This is a genomic window from Sphingomonas sp. BK345 (assembly GCF_014193845.1).
Lineage (GTDB): Bacteria > Pseudomonadota > Alphaproteobacteria > Sphingomonadales > Sphingomonadaceae > Sphingomonas.
In genome coordinates, this window is the sequence record NZ_JACHZX010000001.1 from 493,205 (window position 1) to 515,636 (window position 22,432).

The following is a 22,432-nucleotide window of genomic DNA, read 5'->3' on the forward strand; positions in this document are numbered from 1 at the left end:
CGGGAATCCAGACGCGCTAACGGCAGCGATGGAGTCGTGACGTCCGCGCGTCTGGATCCCTGGCATCGCAGGGGTGACCGTGTGCTTGGGGACGTGACGCGAGTCCTCGCAAGGCACGTGCGACAGCCGCTCGGCCGTGCGCCCCGCGCCAGCTCGGGTCCGCCCACCACCGTCTCACCCTTGCAATACACCTCGCCTCGCGCCATCTTGCCCCCATGCTCAACCTGTTCTCGATCCTGATCGGCCTCGTCGCGCTGCTGCTCGGCATCGTGCCGTTCCTGCCGTTCCTCGCCTGGGGCTATTGGTTCGTCATACCGATCGCGGTGGTGGGCGCCGCGGTCGGCGCGCTGTCGTCGCGCAACACCGGGCGCAACCTCAATCTCGTGCTGATCCTGATCTTCGGGTTGCGGCTGATGCTCGGCGGCGGGATCATCTGACGCGAGACGGGCCCCGGCATCGCTGCCGGGGCTCGCCCGTACGCATCACTGAACGCGAGACGCCTCAGCGGCAGACCACCTGGCCGCGGTCGACCTGCTGGCCGAGCAGCGCGCCGCCGCCCGCGCCGATCACGGTGCCGAGCAGGCGCGAGCCGCCGCCCGCGATGATGTTGCCGAGCGCGCCGCCGGCGAGACCGCCGACGATCAGGCCGGTCGTGCCGTCGTTGCGGCGACAGTAATAACGGTTGTCCGAGCCGCGATAGATGCGGTCGTTGCGGCCGAGCGCGCGGGCGCGATAATAGCGGCCGTCGCGGTAATAGCGGTCGGCGTAATAGGCGCGCTGGCCCGGCTCGTATCGGTTATAGTCGTAGCGCGCCGAGCGGCGCCAGTCGCGCACCCGGTCGTTGCGGTCGCGCCGCGCGTCGCGGACATTGTCGCGATACTCGCGGCGCGCGTCGCGCACGTCGCGGCGCGAGTCGGCGTCGCGCAGGTCCTCGCGATATTCCTGGCGCGCGTCGCGCACGTCGTCGCGATACTCGCGGTTGGCGCGGCGTGGGTCCTGCGGCGCGGCGGTGGCGGGGACACTGGCCAAGGTCGTGGCGGCGAGCGCGGCGGCGAGGATGATACGCATCACTGATCTCCTGACAGAGTGATGTCGCATCAACGGCGCCGCCGCGCCCCCGGTTGCGTGAACGACAAACTACCTCTTGTTCACTTCAGAGACACTTACGACTCCAACTTGTGCGTGAGCGTGACTTCTGCGTTCAAGACTTTGGAAACAGGACAATTTGCTTTAGCATCCTGGGCGATGCGCTCGAACTCGTCCGGCGCGATACCCGGGACCTTGGCGGTGAGGTCGAGCTTGGACGAGGTGATGGTGAAGCCATCGCCGTCCTTGTCGACGGTCACCCGCGCGCTCGTCTCGAGCGTGCCGTCGCTGTAGCCCGCGCCGGCGAGCGCGAAGCTCAGCGCCATGGTGAAGCAGCTGGCGTGCGCCGCCGCGATCAGTTCCTCGGGATTGGTGCCGGGCTCGTCGCCGAAGCGCGTGCCGAAGCCATAGGGCTGCTCGTCGAGCGCCTTGGACTGGGTCGAGGTCCAGCCCTTCCCCTCCTTGCCGAGACCTTCGTAGCGTGCCGAACCACCGCGCGTGGGCATGAGTCACTCTCCCGTTGGGACCAAAAGAGAAAAGGCGCGGCCCGCACTCGCGGACCGCGCCTCCTCCAACGTCGGTCAGGCCGAAAGGCTCAACCGTGGCATGGCATCAGCGGCACTGGCGCTTGCCGCTGCGCTCGATCTCGCGCCCCGCGAGCGCGCCGCCGACGCCGCCCAGCACGGTGCCGAGCGTACGGTCGCCGCGCGAGTCGATGGTGCGACCGAGCAGACCGCCCGCCACCGCACCGACCACCAGGCCGGTGGTGCCGTCCGGCTTGCGGCAGCGCAGGCGACCGTCGTTGCCGCGCCACTCGCGATACTTGTACCGGCGCTGCGCGTCGGCATCGACGGTGGTGGCGACGAGCGTCGGCGCGACCATCGCAGCGGCACCGAAGGCCAGCATCAGCTTACGCATGACTTCATTCTCCCGTTCGAACTTCATGTTGGCGACGTAACGTGTCGCTTCTAGCGCGGTTGCATGAACCGGGAACAACGGGGCGTTCATGGTGTTGCACGCGTCCCGTGGCGGGGCGGCGGAGGGCGACGCGCGAGAGCTGGACCTACCTTCCCTCTCCCTCGCGTCATCCTGGCTCCGTTTGAGGATCCAGGGTGCCGCGTACCCACACGCCGCCGAACCTGCGGGCCCGTGGTTCCTGAGACGAGCTCAGGATGACGACTGGGGAGAAGGTCGCGGGCCGCCCCCAACCTCATCGCTGAACCGCGGCGCCCGTTTCTCCAGGTTGGCGCGCACCGCCTCCGCCTGGTTGGGCGAGCGCAGCAGCGCCAGCTGCGCCGCGCTCTCGGCGGCGAGGATGGCGGGTGCGTCGGCGTCGGCGGCGAGCGCGAACAGCCGCTTGGCGGCGCGCACCGCGTCGGGGCTGCGCGCCGCGATGGCGCGCGCGATCGCCAGCGCGCGCTCGCGCGGTTCCGGGTCGAGATAGGTGACCAGCCCGCACGCCTGCGCCTCGGCGGCGTCGAGCTCGCGCGCGGTATAGACCAGCTCGCGCAGCACGTCCTCGCGCACGCTGCCGCGCCACAGGGCATAGCCGCCCATGTCGGGCACCAGCCCCCAATGCACCTCGCGGATCGCCAGCCGCGTGTCGGGATGCGCGACCCGCACGTCGGCGCCGGCGAGCAGCTGGCAGCCGCCGCCGAAGGCGACGCCGTGCGCGGCGGCGATCACCGGCACCGGCAGCGCGCGCCAGCCGGTGCAGACATATTGCACGTCGTTGCTCGCGCCGCGCGTGCGCTCGCCGAGCGCGAGCCCCGACCCGCCCGCGGCCATCGCCGCCATGTCGAGCCCGGCGCAGAAGCCGCGCCCCTCACCCGACAGCACCACGGCGCGCAACCGGGGTTCGCCCGCGAGCCGGTCGATCGCCGCCGCCAGCGCGGCGAACATCGCCGGGTCGAGCGCGTTCATCTTGTCGGCGCGGGCGAGCCGCACGTCGGCGACGCCGTCCTCCAGCGCGATCGTCACCCGCTCGTCCATCCCGCCTCCGCTCGCCCACCTTGCCTCACCGCGTGAGGAACAGCCGCGCGGCGACCGGTGTCAACAGGGGATCGGGGCGGCGCCCGCTCACAGCGATCCGCGCAGCTGCACGCCGACCCAGCGCGGGATGCCGGGCTTATACTGGTTCCACGACGGTTGCAGGCTGTTGTCGACGTCGAGCAGGTTGCGCACTAGCAGCGCGACGTCGAAGCGCCCGTCGCCCAGGCCCAGCCCGGCGGAGATGTCGGTGATCCCCCAGGCGTGCGTCCTGGTGTAGCGCGACAGGGTCGTGTCGGCGAGATACCCGCTCTGGAAGTTATGGTTCACCTCGACGTGGAGCACCCGCCCGGGCGCGATCGGATAGGACCAGTCGCCGAACAGGTTGCCGCTCCACCGCGGCGCGCCCGGCAGCGTGCTGCCGCTGGCGTCGTGATAGGGGCCGGCGGGATTGTCCCCGCCCAGCTCGCCGGGGACAGGCGCGCGCGGGAACGAGCGGTAGTGCGCGTCGGTATAGGCGCCGGCGAACCGCAGCGTCGTGTAGGGAATGGCGAACAGCGCCACGTCCAGCTCGACCCCCTGGCTGCGCACGCGCGGCACGTTGCCCAGCGCGGCGCGGTAGGCCGGGTGGCCGTCGCCGTTGAGCGCGCTCTGCACCGGGTCAAAGACGAAGGTCGGTTGAATATAGTCGGCGAAGTTTTCGCGGAAGCCGGTGGCGCTCGCCTGGAGCTTGTGCGCCAGCGCGATCGTGCGCACGCCCAGCTCATAGGCGTCCACCCGCTCGGCCGCGACCGGCAGCGAGGTGCCGCGCGCCGCGCTCGCGCCGACGATCTGCGCCACGCCCGGCTTCTCGCCATGGCGATAGGAGGCCACGATCGTGTGCTCGGACGTCAGCTTGTAGCTCGCCGCGAGATCGCCGGTGACGAGCGTGCCGCGATACGGCTCGGCCTCGCTCCGCCGGTACAGCGCGCCCAGCCGCGCGGCGCGCACCCCCTTGGCGGCACCGAGCTGCGCGCGCTGGGCGTCGGTCAGATCGGCATAGTTGGCGACATGGAAGTATTTCTGCGCGGTGCGATCGGCCAGCGCGCGCTGCGCGGCGCCGTTGTCGGCGGTCAGCACGCCCTGCTCGTCGCTGTCGAAGCCGCCGAGCACCACGTCGTTGACGCGCGCGGGATCGAGCTCGGCGGCGAACCCCTCGGACTGGATGAAGCTGCGCGCCTGGCTGTGCCGCGTCTCGCGCGACACCCGCGCACCGGCGTCGAGCGTGAGCCGCGCCGACGCGTCCCAGCTGAGGTGCGAATAGGCCGCGAGCGTGCGGTTGAGGTAGCGCTCCTGCCGCTTGGTGATCAGCGCGTCGGCGGCGTTGAGCAGCAGGCCGCGCCCGGCCGGGTCGACCGCGTCGGGTAGCGCCGGGTCGACCGGGTCGAGCAGCGCATATTGCGCGGGGCTGGCGTACCAGGCGCCGGCGTCGGAGCCGTAGCGTTCAGTCTGGCTGTAGTTGGGGAACAGCCCGCGATAGGCGAACAGGCCGCCGCGGTAGCTCAGCTCCTTGAGCGGCCGCGCGTCGAGCCGCAGCTCCTGGCTCCATTGTTCGAACGTGGTCTGCGTGCCGCGCGGCGCGCGCAGCCACTCGAACTGCGTGTGCGAGCCGGCGCCCTGCGAGAAGGCATAGTCGCGCCACGCCGTGATCGAGCGCAGCACCGTGTCGGGCGCGAGCGTCAGCCGGATGTCGCCGGAGGCACCCTTGGTGGCATAAGTGTTGGGATACTCGCCGATCGTGTTGATCGCCTTGGCGGTGAAGTCGCGCACCGAATAGTCGCTGCGCTGGCGGAACCAGCGCCGCTCGAGATGGCCGGTGTCCTCGTTGGCGTAGTTCACCGCCGCCGGTCGGCCCGTGGCGGGATCGATCCAGTCATAGGTCGGCGGCGACACCAGGTTGAAGGCGAAGCAATTCTCGCAGATCTCGCGGTTGGTGGGGGTGACGTCCGCGATCAGCCGCGCCTCGATCGCGGGCGAGGGCGTCACCAGCAGCTGCGCGCGCACGCTGGTGCGATCGGTGTTGCGCCACGTGAAATGCGTGTCGTTGCGGTTCTTATACGGGCCGTCCGCCTGCTCGCGGTTGATCGAGACGCGATAGGCCAGCAAGTCGTCCACGATCGGACCGCCCAGCACGGCGGTGGCGACCAGGGTGTTGCGCTGGCCGATGGTGACCGCGGCCTCCGCCTCGGGCGTGAAGCTCGGCTTGCGCGTGCGGATCACCACCCGCCCCGCATCGGTCGCGCGCAGCCCGTCGCTGCCCGTCGGCCCGCGCACCACCTCGACCGTCTCGACGTCGAGATAGTTGCTCAGCGCCGAGATCGCGCTGATCCCATGGCTGACGTCGTCCACCGCGACGCCGACGCTGGGTTCGAGCACGCCCGCGCCCGCCGCCCAGCCGACCCCGCGGACGAAGATCGACGCGGTGTTGGGGTTGTTCCACGACGTGCGCACGTTGCCGATGCGATTGACGATGTCGCGGAAGTTGTTGATCTGGAACTTCTCCAGCTCCTCTCCGGTGACCGCCGAGGTAGAGCGCGGCGCGTCCTTGAGCCGCACCGCGGTGACGGTGATCGCGTCGACAAGCCCGCGATCGCCGCGGTCGTCGCCCATCGTGGCGGCGGGTGCGATACTGGCGGCGGTGACGGGCGCGGGTTCGCCCGGTACAGCGGCGCCGGCGCGCGCGAGCGTCGCACGCAGCTGCGCCACTTCGTCCTGGAGCGCCGCGTGGCGCTGGCGCAGCGCCTCGGCATCTTGCGCGGGGACGGGGGCGGGCAGCAGCGCCACGCCGGCGAGCAGCAGCGCCCACCAGCGTCGCCGCGACGCGGACCGGGCGATACCGAGAGAAGGAGAGAAAGACATCGCTGCGACTCCTCGATCTCGCGGACGATCGCTCGCGCGCGACGAGGATCGCCGACAGGGACTGAAACGCCCTCTCCCGCGCCGATGATAAGGATCGCGCGGGATGATCGAAGATAGAATTTCTGTGACGCTCGCGAGAACTTAGAGAAAGCCGGTGACTACTTAGGTTTACTGGCCAGCACGGCCACCCCTTCACCGTTTCGGGTCATCTATGCTACGCGTCGCAACAGAAGGCTTGCTAGCGCGCGAGGACAGAGCCCCTTTTCTTCACGGGAGGGGCCGGGACGTAACCGGGAGCGGCGCGCTCGCGGACGCCCCTCACTCCCGCCCTCCCCTGAACGGGAGGGGAGCCGCCGCCCGGCCTCAACGAGCGGAACTTCTTTCCAGACACGTGTGCGATAAACGCCCTATCCGGACTCCAACCCCGCGCCCGCGCGCCGAAGCGCGGCTCGCGCGCTCCGTCACACCAAGAGCGTCTGCCCGGTCGCCAGCCCCCAGGCGGCATAGAGCGACAGCGCGGCGGTCAGCGCGCAGGTCGCGCCGAACAGGACATAGCCCACGTAGTTCAGCACCGCCGGGTTCGGCCGCGCCAGCCGGCGATTGTGCGACGCGCCCGAGAGCACGAAGCTCAGCAGCATGCCATAGGTCAGTGCAACGGCTTCCAGCATTCCCCACACCCTCGTGATCGCTCATCCACGCGGCCGCCCCCCGACGCCCGCCACGGCTTAACCATATCCGTTCCCTCCTACGAAGGGGTTAACACGCACTCTGCCGCGGCCGCCGCACGCCTCGCCGCTGCGCCGCAGCATGAACGAGGCTGGCGCGTGCCGTGCCATCGTCCTAAGCGCGCGCTCATGTCGCCACGTCTCGCCGTGTTCGACTGCGACGGCACGCTCGTCGACAGTCAGGTCAATATCTGCCGCGCGATGGAGGCCGCCTTCGCCGGCAATGGCCTCCCTGCGCCCGCGCGCGAGTCGATCCGCGGCATCGTCGGGCTCAGCCTGGTCGAGGCGATGGCGGTGCTCGCGCCCGCCGACGGCGCGGAACAGCATGCCGCCCTCGCCGCCGACTATAAGGCCGCCTTCCAGCGCATGCGCGCCGAGGCGGCGCTCGACCCCGAGCCGCTGTACGAGGGTCTGGTCGACGCGCTCGACACGTTCGCGGACGCGGGCTGGCGGCTCGGCGTCGCCACCGGCAAGTCCGATCGCGGGCTCGCGCTGCTGCTCGCGCATCACGGGCTGACCGAGCGGTTCGTCACGCTGCAGACCGCCGACCGTCACCCGTCCAAGCCGCACCCGTCGATGCTCCACGCAGCGATGGCGCAGGCGGGGGCGGCGCCCCATATGACGGTGATGATCGGCGACACCAGCTTCGACATGGCCATGGCCCGCGCCGCGGGCGTGCGCGCGGTGGGCGTAACCTGGGGTTATCACCGCGAGGAAGCGCTGTGGACGGCGGGCGCCGACACAGTGGCGCGGCGCTGCGACGAGCTCGCCGGGTGCTGCGCGTGAGCGCGCCGAGCGACCCCGCCTTCGCGCGCTGGTTCGCGATCGCGGGCGTGCGGCTGGCGACGAGCTTCGGCGCGATCCTCGGGGTGGTGCTGCTCGGCCGCGCGGAGACGCTGCCGACGCGGCTGCTCGGCGTCGCGATCGTGGCCTCGGCGCTGTGGGTGATGGCGACGGTACCGCGCGCGCTCGCGGCGCGGTGGCGGAGCGAGCGATGAGGCGCTTCTGGAGCGAGGTGGCGGTCGACGCCGAGCGCGTCGTCCGGCTCGACGATCGCCCGGTGCGCACGCCGGGCCGCGTGCCGCTGGCGCTGCCGAGCGCCGCGCTTGCCGCGCTGGTCGCGCAAGAGTGGCGTGCGGTGGGGGAGACGCTCGACCCGCGTGCGATGCCGCTGACCGGGCTCGCCAACGCCGCGATCGACCGGATCGCGCCCGCGCGCGCCGACTTCGCCGCCGGCCTGGCGCGCTACGCCGAGACCGACCTGCTCTGCTACCGCGCCGACGCCCCCGCCCCGCTGGTCGAGCGCCAGGCCGCTGCCTGGGACCCGCTGCTCGCCTGGGCGCGCGAGCGCTATGACGTGCATTTTGAACTGGTTACCGGCGTGATGCACCGGGCGCAGCCCGCGGCGACGGTGGCCCGGCTGAGCGAGGCGGTGGCGAGCCGCGACGCCTTCGCGCTCGCCGCGCTGTCACCGGTGGTGACGGTGACGGGCACGTTGGTCGGCGCACTCGCGCTCGCCGACGCCGCGGCCAGCGCGGAGACGCTGTGGGACGCCGCCACGCTCGACGAGCGCTGGCAGGCGGAGCATTGGGGCGAGGACCCGCTCGCCGCCGCGGCGACCGAGGCGCGTCGGCGCGACTACGACGCGGGGGTGGCGTTCCTGGCGGCGCTGTAGACGCCGTCGGTCGATGTCAGATCGTGCTCCGCTTAGACGGAAAACACGCTACGGCGCGCCCGCCCGCGCCTCTCACCCCGCCGGCGTGCGCAGCTTGCGGATGAAGCCGATCAGCCCGGTCTGGCGCGAGCGCTTGAGCCGCTCCGCCGCCAGGATCGTCTTCACCTTGGCGAAGCAGCTCTCCACCTCGTCGTTGACCAGGACATAGTCGTAGCCGTCCCAGTGGCTGATCTCGGCGTCGGCGCGCGCCATGCGACGGTCGATGATCTCCTGCGCGTCGGTGGCGCGGCCCTCGAGCCGGCGGCGCAGTTCCTCCATCGACGGCGGCAGGATGAACACGCGCACCACGTCGCCGCCCGCGATCTGGTGGAGCTGCTGCGCGCCCTGCCAGTCGATGTCGAACAGCACGTCCTTGCCCGCCGCCAGCATCGCCTCCACCGGCGCGCGCGGCGTGCCGTAGCGCTGGTCGAACACGTGCGCCCATTCCAGGAACTCGTGATTGGACGCCATCTCGCGGAAGCGGTCGAGCGAGACGAAGTGATAGTCGCGCCCGTCCTCCTCGCCGCGCCGCATCGCGCGCGTGGTCGCGGAGACCGACAGCGACAGCTCGGGCTCGCTCGCCAGCAGCATCCGCGCGATCGTCGACTTGCCCGCGCCCGAGGGCGAGGAGAGGACGAACAGCACGCCGCGGCGCTTCATATGGTGCGGGTCGGCGGGAGTGGCGGAATCCATGCCGGCTGATGCCCCGCGGGGTTGCGGCGCGTCAAGGCAAAGCGTCCGCGCGCGCCAGCGGCTTAGAGGTCGAGCGCGGTGCATCGCCGACGTGCTCCTGCGCCAGCAGGAGCCCAGGGCCGCCAGCGCTTACCTCGCGACCCTGGGCTTCGGCGTGCGACGGAGCACGATACCGCTCGGCCCGACCATCGTTCAGCCACCGACGACCGCTTGGACGATTGCCAGCCCGTCGCGGTCGATCCGCAGCGCGGTGAGCACGCCGGTCTCATAGGCGCCGGTGTCGAGCCCGATCCGGTGCGGCAGCAGCACCGGCCGCTCGCTCGCCCAGGTATGGCCGTGCACCACGATCGTCTCGGCGGGGCGCGGATGCTCGAGGAAATCGTCGCGGATCCACAGCAGGTCGTCGCGCTGCTGCGCGCGCAGCGACACGCCCGGCCGCACCCCGGCGTGGACGAAGGTATAGTCGCCGACGCGCACCATCGACTCGAGCCGCTCGAGCAGGCGAAAGTGCGCCACGGGCATGACGTCGAACAGGCGATCGCGCAGCGCGGTGAGCGCGGCGGCGTCGGGCGCCTCCTCCGCCGGGGGCTCGACGCCGTAGGAGCGGAGCGTCTCCGAGCCGCCGTAGCGCAGCCACTGGCCGTGCGCCGCGGGCCGCTCCATGAACAGGCGGAACATCGCCTCGTGGTTGCCCTCGAGCAGTCGTGCGGTGATCGCGGCGGAGCGCGCCAGCCACGCCAGTGCGGCAAGCACCTTGGCCGAGTCGGGACCGCGGTCGACATAGTCGCCCAGCAGCACCAGCACCGGAGCGACGCCGGGGGAGCGCTCGGCGGCGTCGCGCGCGACCCAGGCGAGCAGGGCGTGGAGATGGTCGTAGCAGCCGTGGACGTCGCCGATCGCGTAGAGCGGCCGGTCGCCGGCACGCGCGCCCGCTGGGGCAGCGTGGCGCTCGTGGCGGAGCGTGATCAGCGCCACGTGCTCCGCTCGTCCCCGCGCGGATCCTCGCCCGGGTCGGTGGCGAGCATGTGGAGGTCGGCGGCGATCATGCCATAGACGCGCAGCGCCTCGCGCGGCCGGTGGCGCCCGACGCGACGCGCGCGCAGCCACTCGCCGCGATAGTCGCGCAGCAGCCGCGCGCTCACCCCCGCCTGGGTCGCCTCGGCATAAGCGCCGGCGACGTCGCCGTCGGCGTCGTAGAGCCGCTCGGCCGCGCAATAGGGATCGTCGAGGCAGCGCTCGCCGCGCAGCGCCACGGGTCGCGCGCTCGGCGCGGCGGGCACGCGCGGCGCCGCGGCGAAGCGCGTCGGCGCGGCGCTACGCGGCGGTGCGGTGTCGCGCGATGCAACGGGCGCGGCGCTGGCGCGCGCAGCGGTCGGAGCGGCGGCATAAGCCGTGGGAGCCGGCTCAGCGATGCGCGCGGGATCTACCGCCGATGCCGCGGGCTCGGGTGCGGCGGCGAGCGCGCTCGCGGGCGCGGCAACCGGCAGCGTCGCGGCCGGCGCCTCCGCCGTCGGAGCGGCGGGCGCGCCGGCGCGCACCGGCGCGGTGACGCCGTGCGGCGGCACCACGGGCCCGACTGCGCTGGTCCCGGCGAGCACGCCCGCGGTCACCGCCACAGCCAGCCCGGCCGCGCCGAGCGCGAGCGAGCGCCCCCGCCGCGCCGATCGCACGGGCAATGGCCGCGGTGGGATCGCGGGGGCGGGTCGGACGCCCGACCCGAACAACGCGGCCATGTCCTCGGCCACGTCGCGGCCAGCGATACGGTCTGGGTCAGTCATGGTACACGTCCTACCCGCATGCCACTGAACCGGCGCTGTATGCGGGCTAGCGTTGACCGCTCGATCCTAGCCGTCTCCTCTGAAGTCACCTCTTAGCTTCCCGCGCACAATGCGGCGATCGGCGGCGCACCCGAGATCGGGCGTGAGATCCTCTCAGTTTCGGCGAGGATCTGACCTCGCGTCGCCCAATCTCCCCCATTCTGGCGACAGCCTTGTTTCCGCCACGGTCCGGCTGCGATCCGGCGCGCTTTGGCGGCTTGGCTGCGCGCGGGCGAAGGGAGCGGTGCGGATGCCGGGCGAGCGGGTGACGATGCTGATGCTGGGCGCCGCCGCGCTCGCCAACCCCGCGATTGCGCAGGAGCGCGCGGACGCGCCGCCCGCCGGCGCCGAGCCCGACGTCATCGTCGCGGCACCGCGCCCCCCCGGCTCGGCGATCGGCGACAACGAACCCATCGCGGTGCTCGACCAGCGCGCGCTGCGCTCGCTCGGCGTCACCGGGCTGAAGGAGGTGCTCGACCGGCTCCGCCCGCTCACCGCGGGGATCGGCGGCGCCGAGCCGGTGATCCTGCTCAACGGTCGGCGGATCAACGGCGTCGCGCAGATCCAGTCGATCCCGCCCGAGGCGATCGAGAAGGCCGAGATCCTGCCCGAGCAGGACGCCGCGCGCTTCGGCTACCCGCCCACCGTCCGCGTGCTCAACCTGATCACCGCCAAACACTTCCGCTCCACGGTGGCGCAGCAGCTCGCCGGCCCCACCACGCGCGGCGGCGGCGCGACGCAATATGCCGAGGCGACCGCGACGCGGATCGACCAGTGGCGCCGCGCGACGCTGCAGGTCTCGCACTTCCGCCAGCTGCCGGTGCGCCAGTCGCAGCGTGCGATCGCGCCCGAGCCGGTGCCCCTGCTCGGCGGCGGCAGCGGCGACGTCGGCGCCGGGCGCTATCTCCAGCCGCTGACCGACACGATCAAGGTCGACGCCACCGCCGCGCGGCCGCTCGCGGCCAAGCTCGATGCCGATCTCAACCTGACGATGGAGGCGACCCGCAACCTGCGCCGGAACGGCCTCGCCCCGCTGCTGGGCGAGGACGAGACGATGCCCGGCCGCTATCTCCCCGGCACGTTGCTGCGCCAGCGCGATACCGCCTTGACGCTGCGCGGCAATGCCGGGCTGCACGGCAGCGCGGGGCGGTGGATCTGGGACGCGACGGGCGGGTACGAGCGGATCCGCGGCGGCGTCACCGCCGAGCAGGCGCGCGTGCTCGACGATCCCGCGCGCGCGCTGTCGACGCGCGGGCGCTCGCTCACCGGCACCGTCAGCACCCGACTGACCGCGAGCGGGCCGCTGCTGCGCCTGCCCGCGGGCGAGCTGCAGGTCACCACCAGCGCCGACGTCGCGCGCGCCACCAGCGACGGCAGCGCCGCGGCGGACGTCCCGCTGCTCGCGACGCCGGTGCCGCGGCTGCGGCGCACCAGCGCGGGCGCGAGCCTGGGCGCGGTGCTGCCGATCGCGGCGGCGAGCGAGGGTGTGCTGGCGCCGCTCGGACGACTCGCCGCCACCGCCACGCTGGGGGTCAACCGGGTGACCGGCTTCGAGCGGCTGACCAGCCTCAGCTATGGCGCGACCTGGCAGCCGGCGCGCGCGGTGGAGCTGACCGCCACGGTCAACCTTGCCCAGACCGCGCCGCCGATCACGTCGCTGACCGGCACGCTGGTGGCGGTGCCCAATCTTCCCGTCTTCGACTATGCCACCGGCACCAGCGCTTTCGTCGACGCCGTCTACGGCGGCAATCCCGCACTGCCGCCCGAGCGCACCCGCCTCACCACGCTGGGGGTCGCGCTGCGGCCGTTCGCCGAACGCAGCTTCGACCTGCGGCTCGACTATCTCGTCACGCGGGCCCGGGACCGCACCATTACTCCGGTGAGCGGCTCGTCGGCGTTCGAGGCGGCCTTTCCCGACCGCTTCGTGCGCGATGCCGCGGGACGGCTGGTGCGGCTCGACCTGCGCCCGGCCGCGGTGGCGGCCGAGGACGAGCGCCGGCTGCGCTTCACGCTCAACCTCTTCACCGAACTCGGGCCCAAGCCGGTCGCGCCGCCCGCCACGCCCGACCCCAAAGCGCCGCCACCCGCGCCGCCCAAGCCGCGGCCGAGCGTCTACGTGATGGGCAGCGCGACATGGCGGCTCTCGGATCGGCTGACCCTGCTGCCGGGCCAGCCCGCGCTCGACCTGCTCGACGGCGCCACGCTCGACGGCAACGGCGGCCGGCCGCGCTGGGAGGTCGAGGGCAACACGGGGATCAGCTACGGGCTCGCGTCGCTGGGTGTCTACGCGCGGCTGCAGGGGGCGACGCGGGTGCGCGACCTGCTGCCCGCGGCCGACCTGCGCTTCTCCGGGCGCGACTGGCTGGTGCTGTACGGCAACCTCGACGCCGAGAAGGTGGTGGGGCGGCCCTGGGCGAAGCGGCTGTCGCTGTCGTTCACGGTCGAGAACCTGTTCGACGACCGGATCGCGGTGCGCGACGGGCTCGGCGCGACGCCGCTGCGCTTCCAGCCGGGACTGATCGACCCGGTCGGCCGCTCGGTCCGGCTGGGCGTGCGCAAGCTGTTCTGAGCCGCGCTGGCGGCGACCTCAACCGAGCACACGCGCCAGGATCGCGGCGTTGCGTTCGAGCAGCGCCGGGTCGCGCGCCGTCGCCGCGGTGAAGATCGCGCCGTCGAGCGCGCTGTCGGCGGGCACGGCGGATCGATCGGGGGGCAGCAGCGACGCCAGCGCCGCCACCGCGGCGCGCGCCACCCGCCCGTTCGCCGCCGCCTGCGCCACCACAGTCGCGAGATCGACCGCGGGCCCCTCGTCGCGCCACGAGTCATAGTCGGTGACCATGCCGACCAGGGCGTACGGCAGCTCGGCCTCGCGCGCGAGCCGCGCCTCGGGCAGCGCGGTCATGCCGATCACGTCGCAGCCCCAGTCGCGGTACAGCCGGCTCTCGGCACGGGTCGAGAACATCGGCCCTTCCATCGCCAGATAGGTCGCGCGCTCGGCCACGCGCCCGCCCGCCGCGGTGACCGCCGCCGCGACCAGCGCGGAGAGCCGCTGGCACACCGGGTCGGCGAAGCTGACATGCGCCACCAGCCCGCTGCCGAAGAAGGAGGCGGCGCGCGCGACGGTGCGGTCGACGAACTGGTCGACCAGCACGAAACTACCTGGCGCCAGCTCGTCGCGCAGCGACCCGACCGAGGAGAGCGCGATCACGTCGGTGCAGCCGGCGCGCTTGAGCGCGTCGATGTTGGCGCGCGCGGGGATGTCGCCGGGTGCGAGCCGGTGGCCGCGTCCGTGCCGCGGCAGGAAGCGCACCGGGACGCCGCCGAGCCGGCCGAACAGGATCTCGTCGCTCGGCGCGCCCCAGGGCGTCGCGACGTCGCGCCACTCGGCTTCCTCCAGCCCGTCGATCCCGTACAGGCCGGAGCCGCCGATGATCCCGATCGTCCATTGCGCGTTCATCATTGCTCCCTGATAGTCCTGGCCATGCGTTTCCCCCTCCCCGCCGCGCTCGCGCTGCTCGCCCCGGTCGCTGTGGCCGCCCCCGCCGACGCCGCGACCCCGATCGCGGGACGCTACCTCACCCAGGACGGCGCGGGCGTGGTCACGGTCGGGCCGTGCGACGGCAGCGTCTGCGGCCGGCTCACCACCATCCTCAAGAAGCGTCCCGGTGCGCCCGACACCGACGTCAACAACTCCGACGCGGCACTGCGCTCGCGCCCGATCCTGGGCCTGCCGATCCTGTCGGGCTTCACCGACGAGGGCAAGGACTGGCGCGGCAAGATCTACGACCCGCGCAACGGCAAGACCTACAAGTCGATCGTCGCGCGCAACGCGGACGGCACGCTCAACGTCAAGGGCTGCATCGCCTTCTTCTGCCAGACGCAGGTGTGGAAGCCGGCAAAATGAACGCGATTTCGCGTGCTTAGCGGCACCTCTCCGGCCTAGGCTGCGCTTTGGGGGCCGCAAGGAGAGAGACATGCGTTCCATCCTCATCGCCACCGTCGCGCTGATCCTGCCGTTCGGCGCCACGCCGGCGTCGGCGCAATGGGCCGGCTTCGTCGATATGTCGCCGCCGATCACCGCACCGATCGTGTCGGGCAATTTCCTGCTCGGCGGCGGGCGCGACACGCCGACGATGTGGCGCCAGCGGGTGCATCTCGCCGACCAGCTGCGCGCCGAGGTGCGCGACATGCTGGCCGCGAACGACGGCGAGCTCACCGACAAGCAGGTCGCGTACATTCGCAAGCGGGTCCGCCGCATCAACGGCAACCGCTCGTTCTAGGCTGACCGCGTCCCTTCAGCCAAGCAGCCCGGCGGCGATTCCCGGCCCCCACGATCGCAACGTGAAGAACCAGGTCGCCGCCGCCACGAAGGCGGTGGCGGCGAGCAGCACTGCCGTCGCGCCGAGGGTGGTCGCAGCACGGGTCGTGCGACGGCGCACCCGGACGAACAGCTCCGCCACCGCAAGGTTGGGCAGGTAGAAGAGGAAGGCCAACGCCTGGTCGAACCCGCCGCGGAAGTCGGCGGTGTGGCCGTCGCGCCCGATCGCCAGGAACCAGGCGCCATATTCCGTCCGGTACAGCCACGAGCCGACGGTGAGCGCGAACAGCCGGATCGCCCAGGCGCGGTGCGCCTCGGTACGCCCGGCACGCGCCGCGGCATAGGTCAGCGTCGCGGCCACCGCCATCAGCGCGCCGTACAGCGCGAAGCCGGTGCTCATCACCGCGCCGCCGATCGTGCCGCGCGACAGGATGAAGCCGAGCCCACCCAGCCCCGCCACACCCGCGCACAGCACGTACAGCCGTCCCAGCCACCGGTGAAGCGCGGGATGACGCCGCCGAAGCGCGCCGATCAGCTGGAGCGGGCCGAGCAGCAGCAGCACGCCGCCGGTGGCGAAATGCGCGCCCATCGCCAGCGTCGCCAGCGGCGTGGCGGGATCGTGCAGGTTGGCGAGCGACTCGTTCCAGCGCGCCGTCTCGCCGCGCAGCGCCGCGCCACCGAAGAAGGCGATGATATAGGCGCCGAAAATCGCGCCGCTGCACCAGCAGCACGCCACCAGCAGCCGCGCGCTCCAGCGCAGCGCGCGCGGCGACCACGTCGCCCTTCCCTGCCCCGCCTCCGCCGCGACCGTCGCCATGCGCCGCCTCCCCTCTCGCGGCGATCGTCGCGCCGCGCCGAGCGCTTGGCAAGCCGCGCTCAGGCGGCGAGGCGGAAGTGGAACAGCCGGCTCGGCCCATCCTCGGGCAGCAGGTACAGGTCGCGCCCCTGGATCGCCATGCCCTCGCCTGTGTACGGGCCGCCGCGCCCGAACGGTCGCACCGGACCGATCGCCCCGGCGCGCAGCGTGCGACGCAGCGCGAGCGAGGGCCAATCGAGGAAATCGACCGTCCCGCTCCACAGGTCGAGGTTGCCCCCGGCGACCAGCACGCCGTCGACGAACTTCATGTCCTGATAATGCGTCACCGAAGGGTTCGGGACGGTACGCACCGTCGCGCCGTCGGCGGGATCGATCACGTAGAGCAGCCGGCTGTCCCAATTGCCCGCGACCAGCCACCCGCCGGGCGCGACCGCGACGCAGCCGAGATGATCGGCGACGCGCAGGCGCCGGCGCACCCGCAGCGTCGCGGCATCGAGCTCGATCAGCACCGCCGAGCTGTCGGGGCGCATCTCGGCGACCGGCACCCACAATCGACCGTCGTGGAAGGAGAGCCCGCCGGGATGGTAGCGCACACCGTCAGTGAGCTCGACGCGGCGCACGGAGCGGCCGGTGGCGCGATCGAACTCGTGAAGGTAGCCGCGTCGCGCGGCGCCGTCGACGGAGGTGACCCAAATTCGCTGCGCGCCGACCTCGACGCCCTGAACGTGGTACAGCTCGCCGTCGAGCGGCAGCGCGCCGAGCAGCCGCGCGTCCTCGACCGCGCCGTCGAACCGCTCCGACGCGCCCGCCACCGACAGCCCGGACAGCAGCAGCAGCGCCGCGGTGACCGCCGCCCGCCCCAGCCGCCGCCCGATCGCCTGCCGCCCCATCTATGCCCCCGCCGCCGCGTCCCCGCGCCGCCTTGGCAGGCGCGCGTGTCAGCGACGCTGAGCTTTGGTTGCAGTTCGGCGGCAGCGCGCCGGGATGGGTCGGCGATGGCGGTCACGCCGAGCGAGCGGCGGCGTAGCGGGCGAGGCCTCACCCCGGCCGCTTGTAAGGATCGCCGCGATCGCGGCTGAGTCCGTCCAATCGAACGTTCGCGGAAGACGGTATCAAGGCCGTGCCGGGGGAGAACGGCGAGTGCGCGATCGGCAGGATCAGCGGCGCGGGAGGGAAAGGGACGGTGATGCCCTATCGTCATGGCTATCGGGCAGTGCTGCTGCTGTTGCCGCTGATCCTGTTGGCGTTTTGGCCCGGCTATTTCGGCGCGCTGCGCGCCGCGCCGCTCGCGCTCCACTTGCACGGACTGAGCGCCACCGCCTGGCTGGTGCTGCTTGCGCTCCAGCTCTGGTCGATCCACGACCGCCGCGTCGCGCTCCACCGCGCCGCCGGCCTAGCGCTGTTCGCGCTGGTGCCGCTGTTCGCGGGTGCCAGCCTGGCCGCGATGCAGGGCGGCATCGCGCTCTTCGCGGCGCGCAGCGACCCCTTTCATTCCAGCTTCGGCGCGCGGCTCGCGCTGGTCGACCTGATCGCCCTCATCACCTTCGTCGCGCTGGTACGTCAGGCGCTGCTCGCACGACGGGAGGTGCACGCCCATGCCGCGGCGATGCTGGCGACCGCGCTGCAGGTGCTACCGCCCGTCCTGGGGCGGCTGTTCCCCGCCATCCCCGGCTTCTTCGACTGGGACGTGGCGGGGCACAGCGGCTTCGCGCTGTCGTTCCAGATGGCGATGCTGGCGTCGATCGGCGGTGCGCTGGCGCTGTGGCGTGGACGGCGCGGCGGCGGCGCGTTCCTCGCGACGGCGGGCTCGCTCGCGCTCCAGGCGGTGGCGTTCGACACGGTCGGCGCGGGCGCGGCGTGGGAGAGTGCGGCGCGCGCCCTGCTCGCGGTGCCCGCGGCGCTGCTGTTCACGCTCGGCGCGCTGGCCGCGGCGGGCGCGCTCGCCGAGGGCTGGCTGCGCGTCCCGCCGCGCGCGCGGCCGCGGCTCGGCCTGGCCTAGCCGCCTCACACCGGCGCGGCGTCGGCCCCCGCGCCATAATGGTGCCAGGTGAAGATCGCCGCCGCGCCACGGTGCGGGCGCCACGGCTCGGCCAGCGCGCGGGTGAGCTTCTCGCTCGGCCGCTCGGCATGGCCGAGGATGCGGCCGGTCTCGATCTGCACTGCCAGGTCGCCCGCGGGCCAGATGTCGGGGCGCCCCTCGGCGAACAGCAGGTACACCTCGGCCGACCAGCGCCCGATGCCCTTCACCGCGACGAGCTGGGCGATCGCTTCCTCGTCGTCGGCGGGCAGCGCGGCGAGATCGAGCGCGCCACTCGTCACGAGCCCGGCGAGGCTGCGCGCATAGCCCGTCTTCTGCCGCGAGAAGCCGCAGGCGCGCAGTTCCTCGTCGCTGAGCGCGGTGACCAGCGCCGGGTCGCCGGGATCGCCGCGCTCGGCCAGCTTGCGCCACACCGAGTCGGCCGCGCGCACGCTCACCTGCTGGCCGACGATCGTGCGCAGCAGCGTGGCATAGCCGGTGGCGCGGATGCGCGGCGCGGGATAGCCGACCCGCTCGATCGCGGCGGCGAAGGCGGGCTCGATCGCGGCCAGCGCGTCGAGCCCGGCGGTGAGTGCCGCGGCGCTCAGCCCCATTGCGCGGCCCGCACGCAAGCGGCATGGATCGGGCGATTTTTGGTGGAGACCAGCATGCCCAAGCTTATCGTCGAGACGCGCGCGGGGGAAGAACGCGAGATCGACGGCGCCGCCGGCCTGTCGGTGATGGAGGTGATCCGCGAGGCCGGGATCGACGAGATCCTGGCGCTGTGCGGCGGCTGCTGCAGCTGCGCCACCTGCCATGTCCACGTCGACCCCGCCTTCGTCGCGCTGCTGCCGCCGATGGGCCAGGACGAGGACGACCTGCTCGACGCCACGAGCGACCGCGACTCGACCTCGCGACTGTCGTGCCAGATCGAGTTCGGCCCGGCGCTCGACGGCCTGCGCGTGCGCGTCGGCGCCGACGACTGAGGCTGTCCTGCGATCGGTTGAAGGGGCTCGCGCGAAGACGCGATGACGCGAATAGGGCGGTGCCGAGGGAGGGCACGTAGCGCCGGGATAATGATCACGCGGAGGCGCGGAGACGCGGAGCTGAACCGCGAACCGCCGCTCGTCGCCTACGCTCACGATCGGAGGGCGCCACTGCTACCGCACGCTCCCTCTCTGCGCCTCCGCGCCTCCGCGTGAAGCAGCCTTCTTCCTCGCGTCATCGCGCCTCCGTGCGAACGACCCTCAGCCGATTCGCGCTGCCGCGGCGTATAGCGCGATCGCGGCGGCGTTGGAGACGTTGAGGCTCTCCACCTTGGCCGAGATCGGCAGCCGCGCCAGCTCGTCGCAATGCACTTCGGTGTTGTGGCGCATGCCCTCGCCCTCGGCGCCGAGCACGATCGCGACCCGCTGCGCGCCCATCGCCTGCGCCAGCGTCTGCGTCGCGTGGCCGGTCAGCCCGATGCGCCAGAAGCCGGCCTCGCCGATCTCGTCGAGCGCGCGCGAGAGATTGACGACGCGCACCCACGGCACCGTCTCGAGCGCGCCCGAGGCGGCACGGGCCAGCGCGCCTGATTCGGGCGGCGCGTGCCGGTCCTGCGTGACGATGCCGAGCGCGTCGAAGGCGGCGGCGGAGCGCAGGATCGCCCCGACATTGTGCGGGTCAATCACCTGATCGAGCACGACCAGCGGCCGCTGGTCCTCGCGGCCTTCCTCGAGCAGGTCGCCGAGCCACACGTCCTCGAGCGGATCGACCTCCGCGACCAGCCCCTGGTGGGGCGCGTCGGCGGGGACGAGCCGGCCGAGATCGGGCGCCTCGGCGAAGACGATCGGCAGCACCGGCGGCAGATCGAGCGGCGCCAGCGCCTCGCGCGTGCCCCAGACCTTGCGCACCGTCCGCTGCGGATTGGCGAGCGCGGCGAGCACGGGATGGCGCCCCCACAGCCGCGTGCGGTTGCCCTGCTGCTGGCTCGGCCGATGCCCGCGCCGCGCCATCAGCCGCGGCTCCGGAGCATGGTGAGAAGAGCGAGCGGACGACGCGGCATGACGTGGGAGCTTTCCGTAGGTGGCGGGGAGTGCGGCGGACGCTATGCGCGCACGCGCCGCGACGCAACCGCCCCGGCGCTGACGAGAAGGCGGGATGGAAGGCGTTGACAGCGCGGTGCGGCGCGGGCATTGGGCGCCCTCGCTTTCGACAGCGCCGCTCGTGGAAGGGTGGCCGAGTGGTTAAAGGCAGCAGACTGTAAATCTGCCCACGCAAGTGTACGCTGGTTCGAATCCAGCCCCTTCCACCAAAACCCGATCTCCTTGGTCCGCGTCACCGCCAGCCTGGGCCACGTTCACGTGGTGTGACGGATTGTTTCCGGCCCCGCTGACGCTCAAGACGACTCCCGCAATCGCGCTTCCAGCCGGCATGTCACACTGCCGCGACCTCCACTGGCATCGAGCGCAACGGCAGACTGGCGGCACGATCGCCCGCTCGGCTAGGGAGAGAGCGTGAGGATCGCGATCATCGACACCAGCACCACGCGCGCGGCGATCATCGCCGACGGGCTGCGTGAGGCCGGGCTCGACGATCAGGTGGTGATCGATCCGGCCGGGCCGCTGGTGGCGCAGATCGAAGCGTGCGCGCCCGAGGTGGTGCTGATCAACCTCGAGAACCCCAGCCGCGACCTGCTCGAGGACTTCTTCGCCATGTCGCGCGCGCTCGACCGGCCGATCGCGATGTTCGTCGACCAGTCGGACGCGGAGGCGACGCTCGCCGCGGTAGACGCCGGCGTCTCCGCCTATGTCGTCGACGGGCTCGCCAAGCAGCGCATCAAGCCGGTGCTCGACGTCGCGATCCGGCGCTTCCAGGCCTTCTCCCGGCTCCAGGTCGAGCTCGCAGAAGCGCGCACCGCGCTGGCGGACCGCCACACCATCGATCGCGCCAAGGCGATCCTGATGCGCCGCCGCGGCATCGACGAACCTGCCGCTTATGCGCTGCTGCGCGGCCATGCGATGCGGTCGAACCGGCGCATCGCCGAAGTGGCGGAAGCGATCGTCACGAGCGACGCGCTGATGGGAGACCTGCCGTGAGCAACGAGACGCTGCGGATCGGTTTCCTGCCGCTGGTCGACGCCGCGCTGCCGATCCTCGCGCGCGAGCTGGGGTTCGCGGAGGAACAGGGGCTGACGCTCGAGCTGGTCCGCGACGTCACCTGGGCGACGGTGCGCGACCGGTTGCTGTATGGCCATAGCGACGCGGCGCACATGGTCGCGCCGCTGGCGATCGCCACGGCGCTGGGGCGCGACCGGCCGGCGGTGCCGATCGCGGTGCCGTTCGTGCTCGGACTGAACGGCAATGCGATCACCTTCTCCACCGCGCTGGGTACCGCCTGCGGGCTCGGTGACTCGCTCGGTGACCCAACGCAGGTCGGCGCGGCGCTGCGGGGGGTGGCGACGGCGCGCCGTGCCGACGGGCACCGCCTGCGCTTCGGCGTGGTGCACCGCTACTCCAGCCACAATTACATGCTGCGCTACTGGCTCGCGGGGGTGGGCATCCGGCCCGACCACGACGTCGAGATCGTCGTCACCAGCCCGACCTTCGCCGCCGACGCGCTCGCCGCCGGCGAGGTGGACGGGCTCTGCGTCGGCGAGCCATGGAACTCGATCGCGGTCGATCGCGGCGTCGGGCGGATCGCGCTGGCGACCGCGCAGATCTGGCGGCGCGGGGTGGAGAAGGTACTGGCGATGCGCGCCGAGGTGGCGGCCGAGCGCGCCGACGCGACCGCACGGCTGATCCGCGCGCTCCACGCCGCCGCGGCGCATTTCGTCCTGCCCGAGAGCGCCGAGGAGAGCGCGGCGATCCTCGCGCGCCCGCCCTATCTCGACGCGCCCGCCGAGGCGATCCGGCGCGCGATCACCGACCGGGTGCGGCTCGTCGCCGGCGGCACCCCGGTCCATTATCCCGACTTCATGTTCCAGTACCGCGAGGCCGCCAACTTCCCGTGGCGCAGCCAGGCCGCCTGGCTGTACGCGCAGATGACGCGCTGGGACGGGCGCGCCTTCGACTCCGCCGAGGCGGAGGTCGCGACCGCGACGTTCCGCCCGGACCTGTATCGCGCCGCGCTTGCCGGCACGGGCGCGCCGCTGCCCGGCGCCAGCTCGAAGCTGGAGGGCGCGCTCGGCGAGCCGATCGGCGCGGGATCGACGCAGGGGCGACTGGTGCTCGGCACCGATCGCTTCTTCGACGGCCGCGCCTTCGATCCCGACGACATACCGGGCTATCTCGCCGGCCTGCCCTGACCGCCGCGCGGTGCTGCACCTGCGAGAAGGGGCTTGTGTGCCGGCGCCGAATCAGGCAGCTTCAGGGCTG

General features: G+C 72.5%; 25 protein-coding genes and 1 tRNA gene. 12 read left to right on the forward strand and 14 right to left on the reverse strand.

What is annotated here, in order from left to right:
* The first annotated feature begins 215 nt into the window (after positions 1-215).
* Positions 216-437, forward strand: coding sequence for a hypothetical protein (locus FHY03_RS02205; protein WP_183928480.1), 222 nt, complete (start codon positions 216-218; stop codon positions 435-437).
* Positions 438-501: 64 nt separating this feature from the next.
* On the opposite strand, the gene FHY03_RS02210 is transcribed toward FHY03_RS02205, so the two are convergent.
* The 6 genes from FHY03_RS02210 to FHY03_RS02235 form a co-directional block, all read right to left on the reverse strand.
* Positions 502-1,068 (reverse strand): glycine zipper 2TM domain-containing protein, encoded by a 567-nt coding sequence (locus FHY03_RS02210; RefSeq protein ID WP_183928482.1) that lies wholly within the window; start codon positions 1,066-1,068, stop codon positions 502-504.
* Positions 1,069-1,163: 95 nt separating this feature from the next.
* Complete coding sequence (locus tag FHY03_RS02215; RefSeq protein WP_183928484.1) at positions 1,164-1,592, reverse strand: OsmC family protein; 429 nt, start codon at positions 1,590-1,592, stop codon at positions 1,164-1,166.
* 106 nt (positions 1,593-1,698) lie between these two features.
* Positions 1,699-2,004 carry a glycine zipper 2TM domain-containing protein gene (locus tag FHY03_RS02220; RefSeq protein WP_183921641.1) on the reverse strand — a complete coding sequence of 102 codons (306 nt, stop codon included), beginning with the start codon at positions 2,002-2,004 and terminating at the stop codon, positions 1,699-1,701.
* Positions 2,005-2,253: 249 nt separating this feature from the next.
* Positions 2,254-3,078, reverse strand: coding sequence for a crotonase/enoyl-CoA hydratase family protein (locus FHY03_RS02225; RefSeq protein WP_183928486.1), 825 nt, complete (start codon positions 3,076-3,078; stop codon positions 2,254-2,256).
* An 87-nt stretch (positions 3,079-3,165) separates the two neighbouring features.
* Positions 3,166-5,973: a TonB-dependent receptor gene (locus FHY03_RS02230; RefSeq protein ID WP_183928488.1), complete on the reverse strand. Its 2,808-nt coding sequence runs from the start codon at positions 5,971-5,973 to the stop codon at positions 3,166-3,168.
* A gap of 461 nt (positions 5,974-6,434) precedes the next feature.
* Complete coding sequence (locus tag FHY03_RS02235; RefSeq protein WP_183921644.1) at positions 6,435-6,641, reverse strand: hypothetical protein; 207 nt, start codon at positions 6,639-6,641, stop codon at positions 6,435-6,437.
* A 186-nt stretch (positions 6,642-6,827) separates the two neighbouring features.
* Between FHY03_RS02235 and FHY03_RS02240 the strand changes: the two genes are divergently transcribed.
* From FHY03_RS02240 to FHY03_RS02250, 3 genes are read left to right on the forward strand one after another with little or no spacing between them, the layout of a single operon-like run.
* Positions 6,828-7,484 carry an HAD-IA family hydrolase gene (locus FHY03_RS02240; protein WP_183928490.1) on the forward strand — a complete coding sequence of 219 codons (657 nt, stop codon included), beginning with the start codon at positions 6,828-6,830 and terminating at the stop codon, positions 7,482-7,484.
* Entirely contained in the window at positions 7,481-7,696 is a 216-nt protein-coding gene (locus FHY03_RS02245; RefSeq protein ID WP_183922064.1) for a hypothetical protein, read from the forward strand. The genes FHY03_RS02240 and FHY03_RS02245 overlap by 4 nt, the downstream gene beginning before the upstream one ends.
* A complete protein-coding gene (locus tag FHY03_RS02250) occupies positions 7,693-8,373 on the forward strand; it encodes an ATP12 family chaperone protein (RefSeq protein ID WP_183928492.1) in 681 nt (226 codons plus the stop codon). The genes FHY03_RS02245 and FHY03_RS02250 overlap by 4 nt, the downstream gene beginning before the upstream one ends.
* Before the next feature lie 72 nt (positions 8,374-8,445).
* Here FHY03_RS02250 and gmk read toward each other — a convergent pair whose 3' ends face one another.
* The 3 genes from gmk to FHY03_RS02265 all read right to left on the reverse strand — a co-directional run bounded on the left by gmk (position 8,446) and on the right by FHY03_RS02265 (position 10,883).
* Positions 8,446-9,105, reverse strand: coding sequence for a guanylate kinase (gene gmk, locus FHY03_RS02255; protein ID WP_183921647.1), 660 nt, complete (start codon positions 9,103-9,105; stop codon positions 8,446-8,448).
* Positions 9,106-9,297: 192 nt separating this feature from the next.
* A complete protein-coding gene (locus FHY03_RS02260; RefSeq protein ID WP_311721286.1) occupies positions 9,298-10,080 on the reverse strand; it encodes a metallophosphoesterase family protein in 783 nt (260 codons plus the stop codon).
* Positions 10,071-10,883: a hypothetical protein gene (locus tag FHY03_RS02265; RefSeq protein WP_183928494.1), complete on the reverse strand. Its 813-nt coding sequence runs from the start codon at positions 10,881-10,883 to the stop codon at positions 10,071-10,073. The genes FHY03_RS02260 and FHY03_RS02265 overlap by 10 nt, the downstream gene beginning before the upstream one ends.
* Positions 10,884-11,172: 289 nt before the next feature.
* On the opposite strand from FHY03_RS02265, the gene FHY03_RS02270 reads away from it, so the two are divergent.
* Positions 11,173-13,491: a TonB-dependent receptor gene (locus FHY03_RS02270; RefSeq protein WP_183928496.1), complete on the forward strand. Its 2,319-nt coding sequence runs from the start codon at positions 11,173-11,175 to the stop codon at positions 13,489-13,491.
* Positions 13,492-13,509: 18 nt separating this feature from the next.
* Here the strand turns inward: FHY03_RS02270 and mtnP are convergent, their stop codons facing one another.
* Positions 13,510-14,379, reverse strand: a complete 870-nt coding sequence (mtnP, locus tag FHY03_RS02275) for an S-methyl-5'-thioadenosine phosphorylase (RefSeq protein WP_183921650.1) — start codon at positions 14,377-14,379, stop codon at positions 13,510-13,512.
* Positions 14,380-14,403: 24 nt separating this feature from the next.
* Between mtnP and FHY03_RS02280 the strand changes: the two genes are divergently transcribed.
* Positions 14,404-14,826 carry a DUF2147 domain-containing protein gene (locus FHY03_RS02280; RefSeq protein ID WP_183921651.1) on the forward strand — a complete coding sequence of 141 codons (423 nt, stop codon included), beginning with the start codon at positions 14,404-14,406 and terminating at the stop codon, positions 14,824-14,826.
* 70 nt (positions 14,827-14,896) lie between these two features.
* On the forward strand, positions 14,897-15,202 hold the full coding sequence (locus tag FHY03_RS02285; RefSeq protein ID WP_183921652.1) for a hypothetical protein: 306 nt from the start codon (positions 14,897-14,899) through the stop codon (positions 15,200-15,202).
* Positions 15,203-15,217: 15 nt separating this feature from the next.
* Here FHY03_RS02285 and FHY03_RS02290 read toward each other — a convergent pair whose 3' ends face one another.
* On the reverse strand, positions 15,218-16,057 hold the full coding sequence (locus tag FHY03_RS02290; protein ID WP_183928498.1) for a DUF2306 domain-containing protein: 840 nt from the start codon (positions 16,055-16,057) through the stop codon (positions 15,218-15,220).
* A gap of 59 nt (positions 16,058-16,116) precedes the next feature.
* Positions 16,117-16,947, reverse strand: coding sequence for a DUF6454 family protein (locus FHY03_RS02295; RefSeq protein WP_183928500.1), 831 nt, complete (start codon positions 16,945-16,947; stop codon positions 16,117-16,119).
* A 296-nt stretch (positions 16,948-17,243) separates the two neighbouring features.
* Here FHY03_RS02295 and FHY03_RS02300 point away from each other — a divergent pair, with 296 nt between their 5' ends.
* Complete coding sequence (locus FHY03_RS02300; protein ID WP_183928502.1) at positions 17,244-18,056, forward strand: hypothetical protein; 813 nt, start codon at positions 17,244-17,246, stop codon at positions 18,054-18,056.
* A 5-nt stretch (positions 18,057-18,061) separates the two neighbouring features.
* On the opposite strand, the gene FHY03_RS02305 is transcribed toward FHY03_RS02300, so the two are convergent.
* Entirely contained in the window at positions 18,062-18,688 is a 627-nt protein-coding gene (locus FHY03_RS02305) for a DNA-3-methyladenine glycosylase (protein ID WP_183929226.1), read from the reverse strand.
* A 54-nt stretch (positions 18,689-18,742) separates the two neighbouring features.
* Between FHY03_RS02305 and FHY03_RS02310 the strand changes: the two genes are divergently transcribed.
* Positions 18,743-19,060, forward strand: coding sequence for a 2Fe-2S iron-sulfur cluster-binding protein (locus FHY03_RS02310; protein WP_183921656.1), 318 nt, complete (start codon positions 18,743-18,745; stop codon positions 19,058-19,060).
* Between the two features lie 261 nt (positions 19,061-19,321).
* Here FHY03_RS02310 and rlmB read toward each other — a convergent pair whose 3' ends face one another.
* The gene (gene rlmB, locus FHY03_RS02315; RefSeq protein WP_183928504.1) at positions 19,322-20,071 is read right to left on the reverse strand and encodes a 23S rRNA (guanosine(2251)-2'-O)-methyltransferase RlmB; all 750 of its coding nucleotides are present in this window, start codon (positions 20,069-20,071) and stop codon (positions 19,322-19,324) included.
* Between the two features lie 213 nt (positions 20,072-20,284).
* On the opposite strand from rlmB, the gene FHY03_RS02320 reads away from it, so the two are divergent.
* From FHY03_RS02320 to FHY03_RS02330, 3 genes are all read left to right on the forward strand, one after another.
* A tRNA-Tyr gene (locus FHY03_RS02320) sits at positions 20,285-20,370 on the forward strand.
* Between the two features lie 202 nt (positions 20,371-20,572).
* The gene (locus FHY03_RS02325; RefSeq protein ID WP_183921658.1) at positions 20,573-21,154 is read left to right on the forward strand and encodes an ANTAR domain-containing protein; all 582 of its coding nucleotides are present in this window, start codon (positions 20,573-20,575) and stop codon (positions 21,152-21,154) included.
* On the forward strand, positions 21,151-22,362 hold the full coding sequence (locus tag FHY03_RS02330) for a CmpA/NrtA family ABC transporter substrate-binding protein (RefSeq protein WP_183928506.1): 1,212 nt from the start codon (positions 21,151-21,153) through the stop codon (positions 22,360-22,362). Before FHY03_RS02325 ends, FHY03_RS02330 begins: the two co-directional genes overlap by 4 nt.
* The last annotated feature ends 70 nt before the right edge of the window (positions 22,363-22,432 follow it).

Coding starts and splice junctions, on each gene's coding strand:
- rlmB (WP_183928504.1), bottom strand. CDS start 20,071: ATGGCGCGGCGCGGGCATCGGCCGAGCCAGCAGCAGGGCAACCGCACG.
- FHY03_RS02305 (WP_183929226.1), bottom strand. CDS start 18,688: ATGGGGCTGAGCGCCGCGGCACTCACCGCCGGGCTCGACGCGCTGGCC.
- FHY03_RS02280 (WP_183921651.1), top strand. CDS start 14,404: ATGCGTTTCCCCCTCCCCGCCGCGCTCGCGCTGCTCGCCCCGGTCGCT.
- FHY03_RS02250 (WP_183928492.1), top strand. CDS start 7,693: ATGAGGCGCTTCTGGAGCGAGGTGGCGGTCGACGCCGAGCGCGTCGTC.
- FHY03_RS02285 (WP_183921652.1), top strand. CDS start 14,897: ATGCGTTCCATCCTCATCGCCACCGTCGCGCTGATCCTGCCGTTCGGC.
- FHY03_RS02310 (WP_183921656.1), top strand. CDS start 18,743: ATGCCCAAGCTTATCGTCGAGACGCGCGCGGGGGAAGAACGCGAGATC.
- FHY03_RS02215 (WP_183928484.1), bottom strand. CDS start 1,592: ATGCCCACGCGCGGTGGTTCGGCACGCTACGAAGGTCTCGGCAAGGAG.
- FHY03_RS02270 (WP_183928496.1), top strand. CDS start 11,173: ATGCCGGGCGAGCGGGTGACGATGCTGATGCTGGGCGCCGCCGCGCTC.
- FHY03_RS02205 (WP_183928480.1), top strand. CDS start 216: ATGCTCAACCTGTTCTCGATCCTGATCGGCCTCGTCGCGCTGCTGCTC.
- FHY03_RS02230 (WP_183928488.1), bottom strand. CDS start 5,973: ATGTCTTTCTCTCCTTCTCTCGGTATCGCCCGGTCCGCGTCGCGGCGA.
- gmk (WP_183921647.1), bottom strand. CDS start 9,105: ATGGATTCCGCCACTCCCGCCGACCCGCACCATATGAAGCGCCGCGGC.
- FHY03_RS02240 (WP_183928490.1), top strand. CDS start 6,828: ATGTCGCCACGTCTCGCCGTGTTCGACTGCGACGGCACGCTCGTCGAC.
- FHY03_RS02235 (WP_183921644.1), bottom strand. CDS start 6,641: ATGCTGGAAGCCGTTGCACTGACCTATGGCATGCTGCTGAGCTTCGTG.
- FHY03_RS02225 (WP_183928486.1), bottom strand. CDS start 3,078: ATGGACGAGCGGGTGACGATCGCGCTGGAGGACGGCGTCGCCGACGTG.
- FHY03_RS02220 (WP_183921641.1), bottom strand. CDS start 2,004: ATGCGTAAGCTGATGCTGGCCTTCGGTGCCGCTGCGATGGTCGCGCCG.
- FHY03_RS02295 (WP_183928500.1), bottom strand. CDS start 16,947: ATGGGGCGGCAGGCGATCGGGCGGCGGCTGGGGCGGGCGGCGGTCACC.
- FHY03_RS02210 (WP_183928482.1), bottom strand. CDS start 1,068: ATGCGTATCATCCTCGCCGCCGCGCTCGCCGCCACGACCTTGGCCAGT.
- FHY03_RS02300 (WP_183928502.1), top strand. CDS start 17,244: ATGCCCTATCGTCATGGCTATCGGGCAGTGCTGCTGCTGTTGCCGCTG.
- mtnP (WP_183921650.1), bottom strand. CDS start 14,379: ATGAACGCGCAATGGACGATCGGGATCATCGGCGGCTCCGGCCTGTAC.
- FHY03_RS02290 (WP_183928498.1), bottom strand. CDS start 16,057: ATGGCGACGGTCGCGGCGGAGGCGGGGCAGGGAAGGGCGACGTGGTCG.
- FHY03_RS02265 (WP_183928494.1), bottom strand. CDS start 10,883: ATGACTGACCCAGACCGTATCGCTGGCCGCGACGTGGCCGAGGACATG.